General features: G+C 52.0%; 13 protein-coding genes. 10 read left to right on the top strand and 3 right to left on the bottom strand.

Features of this window, described 5'->3' with window-relative positions:
* The first annotated feature begins 308 nt into the window (after positions 1 to 308).
* Complete coding sequence (locus JTN23_RS25205; RefSeq protein WP_247237893.1) at positions 309 to 1,004, top strand: hypothetical protein; 696 nt, start codon at positions 309 to 311, stop codon at positions 1,002 to 1,004.
* Positions 1,005 to 1,017: 13 nt separating this feature from the next.
* On the top strand, positions 1,018 to 1,713 hold the full coding sequence (locus JTN23_RS25200) for a hypothetical protein (protein WP_247237892.1): 696 nt from the start codon (positions 1,018 to 1,020) through the stop codon (positions 1,711 to 1,713).
* A gap of 78 nt (positions 1,714 to 1,791) precedes the next feature.
* Here JTN23_RS25200 and JTN23_RS25195 read toward each other — a convergent pair whose 3' ends face one another.
* Positions 1,792 to 2,802, bottom strand: a complete 1,011-nt coding sequence (locus tag JTN23_RS25195; protein WP_247237891.1) for a GntR family transcriptional regulator — start codon at positions 2,800 to 2,802, stop codon at positions 1,792 to 1,794.
* A 155-nt stretch (positions 2,803 to 2,957) separates the two neighbouring features.
* Here JTN23_RS25195 and JTN23_RS25190 point away from each other — a divergent pair, with 155 nt between their 5' ends.
* The 6 genes from JTN23_RS25190 (at position 2,958) to JTN23_RS25165 (ending at position 10,230) form a co-directional block, all read left to right on the top strand.
* Positions 2,958 to 5,072: a bifunctional rhamnulose-1-phosphate aldolase/short-chain dehydrogenase gene (locus tag JTN23_RS25190; protein WP_247237890.1), complete on the top strand. Its 2,115-nt coding sequence runs from the start codon at positions 2,958 to 2,960 to the stop codon at positions 5,070 to 5,072.
* A 31-nt stretch (positions 5,073 to 5,103) separates the two neighbouring features.
* Complete coding sequence (locus JTN23_RS25185) at positions 5,104 to 6,192, top strand: glycoside hydrolase family protein (RefSeq protein ID WP_247237889.1); 1,089 nt, start codon at positions 5,104 to 5,106, stop codon at positions 6,190 to 6,192.
* Positions 6,193 to 6,229: 37 nt separating this feature from the next.
* Positions 6,230 to 6,544, top strand: coding sequence for an L-rhamnose mutarotase (gene rhaM / locus JTN23_RS25180; RefSeq protein ID WP_247237888.1), 315 nt, complete (start codon positions 6,230 to 6,232; stop codon positions 6,542 to 6,544).
* A gap of 98 nt (positions 6,545 to 6,642) precedes the next feature.
* Positions 6,643 to 7,341, top strand: coding sequence for a GDSL-type esterase/lipase family protein (locus JTN23_RS25175; RefSeq protein WP_247237887.1), 699 nt, complete (start codon positions 6,643 to 6,645; stop codon positions 7,339 to 7,341).
* A 142-nt stretch (positions 7,342 to 7,483) separates the two neighbouring features.
* Positions 7,484 to 8,770, top strand: coding sequence for a sugar isomerase (locus JTN23_RS25170; protein ID WP_247237886.1), 1,287 nt, complete (start codon positions 7,484 to 7,486; stop codon positions 8,768 to 8,770).
* Between the two features lie 113 nt (positions 8,771 to 8,883).
* The gene (locus tag JTN23_RS25165; RefSeq protein WP_247237885.1) at positions 8,884 to 10,230 is read left to right on the top strand and encodes an FGGY-family carbohydrate kinase; all 1,347 of its coding nucleotides are present in this window, start codon (positions 8,884 to 8,886) and stop codon (positions 10,228 to 10,230) included.
* 110 nt (positions 10,231 to 10,340) lie between these two features.
* Here JTN23_RS25165 and JTN23_RS25160 read toward each other — a convergent pair whose 3' ends face one another.
* Positions 10,341 to 10,826: a GNAT family N-acetyltransferase gene (locus tag JTN23_RS25160; protein WP_247237884.1), complete on the bottom strand. Its 486-nt coding sequence runs from the start codon at positions 10,824 to 10,826 to the stop codon at positions 10,341 to 10,343.
* Between the two features lie 265 nt (positions 10,827 to 11,091).
* Between JTN23_RS25160 and JTN23_RS25155 the strand changes: the two genes are divergently transcribed.
* Both JTN23_RS25155 and JTN23_RS25150 read left to right on the top strand, forming a co-directional pair.
* Positions 11,092 to 11,463 carry a RidA family protein gene (locus JTN23_RS25155; protein WP_247237883.1) on the top strand — a complete coding sequence of 124 codons (372 nt, stop codon included), beginning with the start codon at positions 11,092 to 11,094 and terminating at the stop codon, positions 11,461 to 11,463.
* A gap of 177 nt (positions 11,464 to 11,640) precedes the next feature.
* The gene (locus JTN23_RS25150; protein ID WP_247237882.1) at positions 11,641 to 12,066 is read left to right on the top strand and encodes a hypothetical protein; all 426 of its coding nucleotides are present in this window, start codon (positions 11,641 to 11,643) and stop codon (positions 12,064 to 12,066) included.
* Between the two features lie 148 nt (positions 12,067 to 12,214).
* Here the strand turns inward: JTN23_RS25150 and JTN23_RS25145 are convergent, their stop codons facing one another.
* Complete coding sequence (locus JTN23_RS25145; RefSeq protein ID WP_247237881.1) at positions 12,215 to 13,219, bottom strand: ScyD/ScyE family protein; 1,005 nt, start codon at positions 13,217 to 13,219, stop codon at positions 12,215 to 12,217.
* Between the last annotated feature and the right edge of the window lie 360 nt (positions 13,220 to 13,579).

Below are 13,579 nucleotides of genomic sequence, written 5' to 3'. Positions count from 1 at the left end.
GCTCAGAGCGCATGTCTTAGTGTACTTTGGCTCCCTTTCTCTCTTTAAATGTAAGTACCTACTCCTATTCTTTCAATACACCGCAAGTCTAAAGGAGCGGAGTCGAGGACGAGTAGAGCTTCGACTTCGCTCAGCCTGACAGTAGTTTACAAACTAATTCATCTATCAATAATAAGTATATGTAACCGCAGGTTGATCAATAATTAACTACTGGCTGGTCAATGATTTATTAAATATTTTATTAATAATGCCGGGCCCTTTCCTACCTGCTATTTCCCTATTTTACCGCCACAACCAACCATACCACCATGTTAAAACCTTACCTTCTGTGGGGGCTCCTGCTGCTTGCCAGTACCCTTTCGCCCTCCGTCCACGCCCAACTTAGTAAAGGTACCCGCTACTGGGGCGGTACTGTAGAATTTAGCGGGAACGCTTCTAAAAGTAAGCGACCTAACTCGGCTATTGGTGGTGAAGGCGGATCATTTGAGGTAATGCCCGAGGTACAGTGGGGAAGGTTCAGGAACGCTACGACCCTTTGGGGACTGGGCCTGGGCTACACCTACCAGAGCTCTAGGAGTGAAAGTATATCCCTTTTGAATGGTAGGGACATACAAATCACCGACCAGACTGGCAACTCCCATATAATAGGCTTTCGACCATTCTTTCGTAAGTACAAGCTTTTCAATGACCGCTGGGGAATTTTCCTGCACACCGAGCTACAGGTGAACTACACGCAGAGAAGGTTTACTTCCAGAAACGGCGGATATGGGGCCAATGAGTATAGAAATACTATTAACTTCTGGGGTGGCGGACTAAGCATCCGGCCCGGTATCATGTATCGGCTGGGCCAGAGAGGATGGTCCTTGGAAGGCTACGCTAATGTACTGGGGCTTGGGCTAAACTATGACCGTCTTCCCGATGGGGACAATTATTTTACCTTCTCATCCTACGCCAACAGCTCTTTTCCTTCCCTCATCACTCTTCGCGTTGCGAGGTACTTTTAATCCACTCATCCTTATGAAAAAACAGACCACTCTACTCATTAGTAGCTTTATTTTTCTTTTAAGCTACACTCCTATTCAGGCTCAATATAAGGAAGGGGAGCGATTTGTACAGTTCGGTACCTCCTTAGGGGGAATAAGGAATATGTATGACAATAACGTAGGTTACCGTAACTACAGTCATTCCTTTCATATTAGTCGGGGTAAATTTAAAAATCTTCGAAAAGCTACCGGCTGGACCCTGTCCACCAGCTACTCTTCCCAGAGTCACCCGCAGTTATGGGTTTCCTATCCTAAAGATAAATTATTTAGCGCTGGATTGGGCCGTTTCTGGCAATTCTATCATAGTATTGGCACTAACGGAAAATGGGCTGTGTATGGAGGTCCTACTCTGAATGGGATGTACAGTACCAGGAAGAGCGCGGGCTTTTTTGTATATCAGCAGTCGAACTCTGGAAACTTAATACAAAGAACGTCAAATGTAGTATCAGTCAGCGCTGGATTTAATGCGGGGGTTCTGTGGCGAATCTCGGGGAAATGGGCGGTCGATGGCTCTGTGGCTTATGGAAGTCCAATAGAGATTTCCTACACCCGAACGCATGACCTATTGAATGAAACCTACCCAAAATTAACCACCAACGCCTTCAACTACTCCTTCAAACCAACCCTCAACTCCGGCTCCATCGGCCTCGGCTTCCGGTACTTTTATTAGGAGATGAAAGGCAGGAAAGCAGGGATGGTAACCTTTTCTCCTTTCCTGCTTTCCTCCCTTCATCCTTTTCTCCTCCTCTCACAACGATTTCCTGCGAATAAGCATAAATGGATTCTTGACCTTGATGCGTTTGCCGTCGAGGAGGAGGGCGGCGGCGGTGCGGCCCATGGTTTCGAAGTCAGTGGTCATGACCGTAATACCGTCGGCAAGTACCTCCTTGAGCGTTGTATCGTTGAATGACACAATGCCTACCTGCTGGCCTAGTTCCAGTCCCGACTGACGTACCTTCTTAATCAGTTCGGCCAGGTCCGTTTCTTCCACTACCACGTAGGCCGTGCCGGTACTAATGTTTTCCTCGTAGGCATAGTCTGCGATGCGGAAGTCTTTCTGATAATTGATGCAGTAGTTGCGGAAGCCCCGTACAATCTCGATAGGGTACTGTCCGTCGCTCGGGAATACCAGCACCAGTTCACTATACTTGGCCAGCAGGTCGTCGGCGCTTTCGAGAGCCCGGAATATATCCTTCTCGAAGTCCTGATAGATAGCCAGGTACTCACCCGACAGGTCGGGCAGGTCGCGGTCCAGCAGTACCAGTTCATTTTTAGGGATCTCTTCCAGCAGCTGCCGTACGTTTACCTTATCCGTTCCTTCGTAGAAGTGGGGCATCACGACATAGTAGTTGTATTTGCCCCGGTTGGCTTCCAGTATTTCCTTGAAGAGCAGCGCGTTGTAGTGGTGGATGTATACATCTACCGTGACATCGTTACCCAGGGCTTTCAGGAAAGCGTAGTACACGATCTTTTTGTAGGCGCTGAGCTTGTTCATCACCAGCAGCACGCGCACCTTGTTGGACGCCGGGGCCTGTACAAAGTACCCCTTGCCGCGTACCGACATGATGATCCCCCGCTCTTTGAGCTCGTTGTAGGCTTTTTCGACGGTATCGCGGGCGAGGTAGTGCTCCTCGGCCATTTCGTTGATAGAAGGCAGTTGCTGGTCGCGCTGGAGCTCGCCTTTTTTGATCGCCTCCACGACCGACGAGACTATCTGCTTGTATTTGGGAACGGGTGAGTCCGGATCAATTTGAATCATAGAGCCGCAGGGGTATGGGTATAGCTTCCAAGGAAAAAAAATGTCCGAAATATTGCAAATTTTATACTCTTTCACAGGAAAGCACAGGACACGAAAGGAAATAAACTAATGGACATTTGGCAAAGCTTAAAAATCAATTCAAATCTGAAAAATTTATGAGCAGCTTGACCATTGCAGAAAATTATCAATACGTCAATAATTACTGGGATGAAGCCCATGCCGCTTCCCTGGCCGGTGACGAAGTAGCCCTGTTACTGTATCGTTCCAACATGCTCGGTCGCGACCTCCGCATTACCAACTACGGGGGAGGTAACACCAGCGTCAAGACGTACGAGAAGGACCCGATCACGGGTGAGCAGGTACCCGTCATGTGGATCAAAGGGTCGGGTGGAGACATCGGTACCCTCACGCGCAAAGGTCTGGCCGGGCTGTACCACAACCGTCTGCTGGCGCTGAGAGACCGCTACCGCGGCCTCGAGTTTGAGGACGAAATGGTAGGTCTGTTTGGTTACTGTCTGTTTGATCTGGAGTCAGCTGCTCCTTCTATTGATACTCCTCTGCATGCCTTTGTTCCACACGTACACGTAGACCACCTGCACCCTGACGCGGTGATCGCCATTGCCGCTTCCAAAGACGGCGAAGCCATTGCCCGCGAGATCTGGGGTAATAAGGTAGAGTGGGTACCCTGGCAGCGTCCGGGTTTTGACCTGGGCCTCAAGATCGGGGAGTGCTTCACCCGTAACCCGGAGGTAGAAGTAATCATCCTGGGTGGTCACGGACTATTTACGTGGGGAGCTACGGCCGAAGAGTGCTACTTCAACAGCCTCAACGCCATCGAGAAGGCCTCGGCCTACCTGAGTGCCAACTACGGCAAGAAGCGCCCCGTATTTGGTGGTGCCAAAGTACAGAGCGAAGCCCCCGAGGTACGTAAGTCTAAAGCCGCTGAGCTGGCTCCGTACCTGCGCGGCTACTGCTCACAGTTCCGCTCCATGGTAGGTCACTTTACCGACGATGAGCGGGTACTTGAGTTTGTGAATTCCAGCGATCTAGCCCGCCTGGCTTACCTGGGTACCAGCTGCCCCGACCACTTCCTGCGCACCAAGATTCGTCCGCTCGTACTGGACGACATGCGCGCCGATATGGGCAAAGAAGAGCTGCGCGAGTACCTGAGTGCAAAGTTTGAAGCCTATCGGAAGGACTATGGCTCTTACTACGACCGCAGCAAGCGCTCCAACAGCCCCGCCATGCGTGACCCTAATCCGGTGGTGATCCTGTATCCGGGCGTGGGTATGTTTACGTTCGCCAAAGACAAGCAGACTGCCCGCGTGGCCGCTGAGTTTTATACCAATGCCATCAACGTGATGAAAGGCGCCGAGGCGGTGAGCGAGTACGTAGCGCTGCCCGAGCAGGAGGCCTTTGATATCGAATACTGGCTGCTCGAAGAGGCCAAGCTGATGCGTATGCCTAAGCCTAAGTCGCTGTCCGGCAAGGTCGCCTACGTAACCGGCGGTACCGGTGGTATCGGTCGCGCTATTGCCGAAGAGCTTATGCAGCACGGCGCCGTAGCGGTACTGGCCGACCGTAACGAACTGGAAGCAACCGAAGCCGAAGTAGGCAAAGCCTACGGCAAGGACAATGTACGCTCCGTATCCGTAGACGTAACCAACGCCGAGGCCGTGGCCGAGTCGCTGAAGCAGGCTGTACTAGCCTACGGTGGCGTAGACGTCATCATCAACTGCGCGGGTATATCCATCTCCAAGCCCCTGGAAGAAACTACCATGCAGGACTGGGATCGTCTGCAGGATATCCTGGTGAAAGGCCAGTTCCTGGTGTCGCAGCAGGCCGTAGAGATTCTGCGGAAGCAGGAAATCGGTGGTGATATCGTAAACATCGCCAGCAAGAACGCGCTCTTTGCCGGGCCTAACAACGTAGGCTACGGTACGGCCAAAGCCGCCCAGCTACACATGAGCCGTCTGCTGGCTGCCGAGCTGGGCAAAGAGAAGGTTCGCGTCAATACCGTGAACCCCGATGCCGTACTGCGCAACAGCAAGATCTGGGCCGGTGATTGGGCCGAAGGCCGTGCCAAGGCTTACGGAGTGTCGGTAGAAGAGCTACCTGCCCTGTACGCCAAGCGTACCATCCTGAACGAGGAGATCCTGCCCGAAGATATCGCTAAGGCGGTACGGGTATTCGTAGATGGTACCCTCAACAAGTCTACCGGTAACGTACTGAACGTGGACGGTGGCTTTGCCCCAAGTTTTGTTCGCTAAATCTGCAACCGGTAAGGGAATATAGCTCACCATGCCAATCAAGCTTCTGATCTGTCTCGCCCTTACCGGACTCCTATTCCAATCCTGTCATATATCCACATCCACACGCTCAGGGGCCCGCAAAGCCCCTGAGTCTATTAAAGTGGTGGATCGGGAGCGGATGCAGGAGGTGTATGAGGAGATAAAGACTCCCTATAAGTACGGTGTGGTGTTCCGGCATCCTGATACTACGAAGGCTATTGACAGTCCTACGATATTCAGAATGAGGGACCAGTGGTGGATGACCTACATCGTGTACGACGGGAAGGGCTACGAAACCTGGCTGGCTGAAAGCCCCAACCTGCTGGACTGGCAGACCCGGGGAAAGCTGCTCTCATTCACCCAAAATACCTGGGATGCCAACCAGAAGGCAGGATACCTGTCTCTGGTGGACACCCGCTGGGGAGGTACCTACCAGCCCGAAACCTACAAGGAGAGCTACTGGATGTCCTACCTGGGAGGGGCATCGGAAGGCTACGAAGCGGGTATGCTAGGGGTAGGCATGGCCCGGACCAAGAGCGTAATCCAGGCGCGGGAGTGGCAACGACTGAAAGAGCCGGTACTGCTGCCCACTGATACGGAGGCGCGGCCTTTTGAGGATGATAAGATCTTTAAAAGTCTGGTGATTCGGGATACGGAGCGGCACACAGGCCACCCGTTCGTGATGTACTACAACGCCAGAACAAAGGCCGGAGGCTACGAAAGCATAGGCATGGCGGTGTCGGACGATATGCTCAACTGGAAGCGGTACGGGCAGGAGCCGATCATTACACGCCGGAAGGGGATATGCGGCGATGCTCAGATCACAAAGATCAACGACCTCTACGTCATGTTCTACTTCGGGGCATTCTGGAAGCCCGGCGCTTTCGAGCGCTTTGCCTGTTCGTATGACCTTATCCACTGGACCGACTGGGAAGGCGCCGACCTTATAGCCCCTTCGGAGGACTATGACGAGCAGTACGCCCATAAGCCGTGGGTGATCAGGTGGAAGGGTACCGTGTACCACTTCTACAATGCCGTAGGAAAACAGGGCCGCGTCATCGCCCTCGCTACTTCAAAGGATTTAAGGAAAAGTAAATAATTCAGCATTCATATTTCACTAATTCAGAATTCAAAAAATGTCCCGCGTAGCTTTTAAAATGTACCTCCATGAAGGGAAAACCGAAGAGTACAAACGCCGTCACGACGAGCTGTGGCCGGAGCTGCACGAGCTGCTGAAGCAGACCGGCATCAGCAACTACTCTATATTCCTGGATGATCAGACCAATACTCTCTTTGGGGTCATGGATGTAGCCGACGAGGAAGCCCGCAAGGACCTGCCGCATCATCCCGTCATGAAGCGGTGGTGGGCCTACATGAAAGACATCATGGACAGCAATCCCGACAACTCGCCGGTGAGCGTCCCGCTGAAAGAGGTATTCTATATGGCCTAGGGCATTTAACTAGTCAAAAGGTATAATCCTAGGCAGATTTGCTTTATTTAGCTGTCTGTTTAGTCCAGATACCTTACTTTAAACCTAACCCTAATCCCATGTTAAAAAGATTCGTAGTTCTTCTCCTTGTTGGTGCAGTAGCCTGTCAAAAACCTAGTTACCAGTCGATTGGGCAGCCCTGGGAGCCTGACTATGCCATTGATCGTTTCGAGAATTCCATTAAAAACTTTGAGCAGAAGGATGCCGAGCAGAATCCGGCTCCCGGCGGTATCGTACTGACTGGAAGTTCCAGCTTTGCCCTCTGGAAAGATGCTGATAAGGACCTGGCTCCGCTGCCCATTATCAACCGGGGCTTTGGCGGTTCTACCCTTCCGGAAGTGATCCACTACGTCGACCGGGCCGTGATTAAGTACGACCCTAAGACCATCGTGGTGTACTGTGAGAACGATATGTTCGGCAAGAAGTCTAAGACGCCCGAGCAGACCCGCGACGCCTACGTGACGCTCACGAAGAAAATACGGGAGGACCTGCCCGACGTAAAAATGTACTACGTATCTATGAAGCCTTCGCCCTCACGCTGGGACCGCAGAGATGATGTCCAGAAGGCCAATCAGTTAATTAAAACGTTTGTAAAGTCCGACCACAATCACGAGTACATCGATGTGTGGCCGGTCATGCTCAAAGACGGGCGTCCGGATGGCAGTATCTTCCTCAAAGACAGTCTGCACATGAATGCCGAGGGGTACCGCCGCTGGGTAACCGTACTGAAGCCAATCCTGGAAAAGGAGGTGAAGTAATGAATAATTGAAAATGTATAATTAAGGTTTTGCGATGCAGGCCGGGCCGCGTAGGCCGGGCCGCGTAGGCCGCGCCGCGCTGGCCACAGGATGAGCTAATTACTAAGAACTAATCGCTACTACCTAACAGCTAATGACTAACATGCTAAAACAAGATCAGATACAGGACTATAATCAGTCAGTAAGCGCCGACCACGACTTTAAGTGGGGATACCTGGGCGAGAGCCTGGAACGGCAGGGACAAAACGTAGAACAGCTTCTTAAGAAGGTAGCGGACTTTCAGGTAGCTATCCCGAGTTGGGCGCTGGGTACCGGTGGTACGCGCTTCGGTCGCTTCCCGATCGGGGGCGAGCCCCGCAACCTTGAGGAAAAGATCGAGGACGTAGGCCTGATCCACGCGCTCAACCGCTCGTCCAACAGCATCTCCCTGCACATCCCCTGGGATATACCCCAGGACGCCGCGGCTACCCGTCAGCTGCTGAGCCAGCACGGACTGATCATAGACTCGGTCAACTCCAATACCTTCCAGGACCAGAAAGACCAGGCCCTGTCGTATAAGTTTGGCTCACTCTGCCATACCGACGCCCAGGTACGCAAGCATGCGATTGACCACAATATCGAAGTGGTAGAGTACGGCAAAGCGCTGGGTGATGAGTGCAAAACGCTGACCGTTTGGCTGGCCGATGGCTCCAACTTCCCCGGGCAGCACCACTTGCGCCGGGCTTACCAGCGTACGCTCGACTCGCTGACGGCTATCTACGAAGCCATGCCCTCCGACTGGACCATGCTGGTGGAGTACAAGCCCTACGAGCCCAACTTCTACTCGATGGTGATACCTGACTGGGGTACTTCGTACAGCCTGTGCCAGCAGATCGGTGAGCGGTCGCAGGTACTGGTAGATCTGGGCCACCACCTGCCCAATACCAACATTGAGCAGATCGTGGCGCGCCTGATGCACTTTGGCCGTCTGGGCGGGTTCCACTTCAACGGCTCCATGTACGGCGACGACGACCTTACTACCGGCGCTACCAAGCCATACCAGCTGTTCCTGATCTTCTGCGAACTGGTACAGGGCATGAATGACCCGGCCGTGACCAATCCGGCCCTGGCCTGGATGATCGACGCCAGCCACAATACCAAAGACCCCATCGAGGATCTGCTGCAGTCGGTGCAGGCGATCAAGATGGCTTACGCCAAAGCCCTGCTGGTAGATACCCAGGCCCTGTTTGAGGCTCAGGAGCAGAATGACGTAGTACGGGCGCAGGAGATTCTGGAAAATGCCTTCCAGACCGATGTAAGGGCACTGGTAGCCGAAGCTCGTCGTCAGGTAGGGGCCGCTATTGATCCCATCGGGCTGTACCGTCAGATGGGGATACGTGAGCAGCGTATCGGGCAGCGTGGTCGCTATGCGGTAGCAACGGGCCTTTGATGGCCACATCCGGGCCGCTTGTCAGCAGGTAGGTTAGGTTTTGAGTGGAAAGTCAGTATATTGACCCCGAAACAGTAGTTTAACTAATTCAGCAGCAGATTTAGCACTATATAATGAACGTAACGGCGGTATTTGACATTGGGCGCACCAATAAGAAATGGGTTCTTTTTGACGAGAAGTACCAGTTAGTTGAGGAGTCTAACGAGACGTTGCCCGAAACAACGGACGAAGACGGCTTCCCCTGCGACGACCTTCCCCTGCTGACCCAGTGGGTACAGCAGCACTGGGAGAACCTGAAGAAGAGGGAGGACATCACGATCAAGGCCATCAACGTGGCGGCCTACGGAGCCACGCTGGTACATCTGGATGCGCAGGACAAGCCGGTTACGCCGCTGTACTCTTACCTGAAGCCAATTCCCAGAGCTATCTCCCAGCAGTTCTACAGCTCGTACGGTGATCCTATGCGCCTGGCCCTCCAGACGGGGTCGCCCCCGATGGGGATGCTTAACTCAGGCCTGCAGATCTACTGGCTGAAGCACTCCAGACCGGAGGTATACAGCCAGATCAAGACCACCCTGCATCTGCCGCAGTACATTATCTTCCTGCTGACCGGACGTAAGGTGAGCGATTTTACCTCCATTGGCTGCCATACGGCACTCTGGAGCTTTGAGATGATGGACTACCATGATTGGGTCAAGGCCGAGGGTATTCACAAGATACTGGCACCCATGCTGGCGGCCTCTTCGTTCATAGCCCGTGACGGAGGCGATAAGGTAATGCAGTCAGGCTTTGGTCTGCACGATAGCTCCTCGGCCCTGATTCCGTACCGGATGGCCTTCAAGCAGCCTTTTGTTCTGCTTTCGACGGGTACCTGGTGTGTCAATCTCAATCCGTTTGTAGCCCGTCCGCTTACTTCGGACCAGCTCGAGCGCGACTGTCTGCACTTCATGACGCCCGAAGGCAGTGGTGTCAAAGCCTCCCGGGTATTTATGGGCCGTGAGCATGACCATCAGGTCGAGCGAATCGCTAAGTACTTCCATGTAGAGACTAACTTCTACAAGGGTATGGACTTTGACGAAAAGCACCTTACTGCCCCGGCACCGCCTTTCTATCCTGCACTCATGGAAGGCAACGGTCCGTTCCCCGAGCGCTCACCGCAGGACTGGCAGGTAAGCGCGTTTGCTTCGCCTGAGGCTGCGTACCATCACCTGCTCATCGGTCTGGTCAACATCCTGGCGGCTTCGCTGCAGCTGATCGGGGTAGATGAGGTACCTACGCTGTACGTAGACGGAGGCTTCTCGAAGAACTGCATCTTCGCGCAGCTACTGGCCCGCCAGTTCCCCAGCCACGAAGTATACACAACCGAGCTTCCTTACGCTACTGCGCTAGGAGCCGCCCTGCACGTCACCCGCCCCCAAAACTTCGAGTTTCCGGGAAAGATACGTCGGGTGGAGGTGTAAGCTAATACGATTGCCCTGATAGGGGGTAAAATAAAACTGCGCTTGTTCTGAATGTAATTAGGGACAAGCGCAGTTCTATTTTACCATTCGCAGTCGTTCAGCAGCAGCCCTTAAAGAGCTAATTCAAACAGGCAGCAGTCAGGTTCTTTTTGATAATGAGCGGGTAAACTGGCTGTGTTCTTTAGATTAACGATCCCCAGAAATTGAAAGCCTGCCTCTGTGTAGTGCTGGATAAGTTTGGCGTTGTTGCCCAGCGTGTCAAGCCTGATGTACCGTTTTTGCTTCTCCTCAGCGTGGCGCCTTGCCCAATCTACCATTTTTGTAATAAGCCTGTTGCCCCTGAATTGAGGATTGGTAGAAATCCGATGAATATAGATGGCATCTCCCTTCTCTTTTTCTTCCCAGATGTCTTTATCTTCATAGGTTATAACCCAATTACAGGCTATTTTTTCATCGATAACCAGCTTCCATTGTCGCTGGTCCTTGATTTCGGCTTCAATATATTCTTTGTCAAACGTGGGCCAGACAACCATATTCTTAGCTGTCTGAAGATTTCTTGCGGCCTGATACAGATCCAGGATCGTATCGGCGTCCATGGCTGAGCATTGAACTATGTCCATTTTTTAGGTAGAGTGAAAATGAGTATGGCTTGTATGGTAAAAGCCGCGTTGCGCGGCTTCACAATACAAAAGTGCTAATTATATGGTAGCTGTAAAATCCGAAACTTGCTGATCTTGCTATTTTTTTGTTACAGTTTCCTGGTATTTACCCGGCTATGTTGAGTGACTGCTCCACCGGAAGTACTTTGGTATGAGACAGCAGTTCAGTAAGTTTAGTATCTAAACCAAGTACGACTACAACATGAAAATCATCAGCACCCCCGCCATGCCAGCGGCCAATGGCCACTACTCCCAGTGCATCGAGCACAACGGACTGCTCTACCTGTCGGGTCAGCTGCCCCGCGATACGATAACCAAGGAAGTCCCGGAGGGGATCGAAGAGCAGACTCTCCTGGCGCTTAACAATGTGAAGGCTGTTCTTGCCGAAGCGGGAAGTGCAGTCAACAAAATCATTCAGGTCCGGCTGTACATCGCCGATATAGCCCTGTGGGATCAGGTGGATGGCGTGTACAGCAGGTTTATGGGGAATCATATGCCGGTACGAAGCATTATACCTACCAGGGAGCTACACTTCGGAGCCCTGATCGAAGTAGAGGTACTGGCGACGGTTTAAGAACATCAGGCGCAGTTGGTGCATCCTTGAGGTTTGCTTAATAAAAAGAGGCTATACAGTTAGATAAATTTGCATCTATAAAGCAGGCTAACGGTACAGTTATTGTATGATTATAGCCCGTCTGGAAGGTACTTTCAGGCTCTATTTATCAACATTATCCTCTATCATCAAACCTTTATGAAAGTTGTAAAACCTTTACTACTGTTCTTTTTGTGCGTTTTTGCTATCCCTTCTCTTGCTCAGACTGTTGCCTCAGGGGATAGTACCAGTATTCAGCCAGTTATTACACAGAGCTTTTATGTAAAGGGCCAAAGGGATGCCGAAGCCAATTACAAGAAGTACAGTGGAGCGGGCACGGGTACATTTTTTGCCAGCCTTCTGTCGCCGCTGGTAGGCCTGGTTCCCGCCATTGCCTGCTCATCTACGACACCTAAAGAAGTCAATCTGGGAGCTCCTAAGTCTGAGTTGCTGGCTCAGGAGGAATACTACCTCGGGTATACTCAGAAAGCCAAAAAGATCAAGTCCAGAAAAGTATGGACTAACTGGGCAGTAGGTTTCGGAGTGAATCTGGTCGCTGTGATTGCCCTTTCGTCAGGAAAGTAAGCCTGTATGTTACTATTCTATTGATACCACAAAAAATGTCCAGGACAACTGTTCCGGACATTTTTTGTGGTATACGCTCAAGGGCAGCCCACGGCGTTGTTACGGTAGGTTTCTGCGGTTCCGCACTAAGCTACTTATGTGTCGCTACTCAATACATGATCTTCTTCACTGATCCGTCACCCAGGCTGGATACGTAGTAGGTGTTGGCGTCGGCCTGCTTGAGGTCCGTAGGCATATTGAGGCCACCTACTGCTAATGAGCTGCCGGTGCTGGTGACCCGGCGTACCTCTCCGGTATTGGGAGCAAAACCACCCGGTAGCGCAAACTTCCCGAACTGCACTACCAGATAACCCGGATCGGTAGTTTTGTTGATATCCACCAGCGTAGTAAACCCTGACTGAAATACAGAAACCGCGCCTGCCATATCTACTTTATAGATAGTAGCTACACCGCCAGGGAAGGGGAAGCCCGTGAGGGTACTGACCAGAAACTTGTCTCCGTCGAAGATAATACCCGTCGGCACACTCTGAACCATGGGAGGGCCAATGGGGGTCGGGTTGGCGAAGCCAGGTATGATGGCAAATACACTCCAGACACCAGCCTGGGTGCGGCGGATGATGGCATTGGCTCCGGCATCGGTAAAGTACATGTCGCCATTGGGCCCCATGGTCATATTGTAGAGGTGCGTTTCTCCGGTATCCTCCGCAAAGTTGTAATCAAGTATTAGTTTGGAAACATCCTCCATCACCAGATCTTTGGCCATCATAGGTGTCCCCGGATTAAGTGTACTTACATTGACCTTGTACAGGCGGCTGTGCGAGCCTAGGATGTACAGCATACCGTCGGCGTAAAGCAGGTGGTTGATTCCGTTCAGTTCGCCGCTCGGGATGAGCTCCGAATCAAAGCCTGTAATAACCGGGTGTACCTTGCCGTCGGATGTGATCATGGATACCCTTCCGTCGTTGTTGCCGGTACCGGCCTCCGCAACCCAGAGTCGCCCCTGGGAATCAGTCTCAAGGCCAATGGGGCCGATCAGGCCCGTCGCAAAGGTAGAAACCTGAACCCGTTGGGGATCCTGAATACGGTGATCCTCGCAGCCGGTCATTACTAGTCCTGCCAGCAAGCAGCTCCATGCAAGTACTTTGTTGTTCATGCTAGTGTTGGTTTTGGTGTGTATGTATAAGAAATGGAACAGGTAAACGAGGTCATGTACCCAGGACATACAGGGGCCTGGATAAGCTGGTAGGAATGTATTCAGTCAACGGGAAAGCCGGTGCTGGGGAATCTTAATAGCTAAGGGAATACTTAGCACAGTACTCTGAAAGAGCGATACGAGGTCTGGGAGAGAAAATGAAACGAAATTAAATGTAGAAAGTAAAAGCTGCTTTGTCAATATTTATTTATTATACGGTTACATCCTGAGTGTGGGATTTGTCTACCCATTCCACCCTTACTTCAGTTGAGTAGATACTGAGCGCAGGACCGCTTTACTTGTTTCGCCGGGAGAAACCGC

Origin of the sequence: Telluribacter roseus (assembly GCF_017355915.2) — a bacterium.
Taxonomy (GTDB): Bacteria; Bacteroidota; Bacteroidia; order Cytophagales; family Spirosomataceae; genus Telluribacter.
This window is presented reverse-complemented; position numbering and strand designations above follow the sequence as displayed.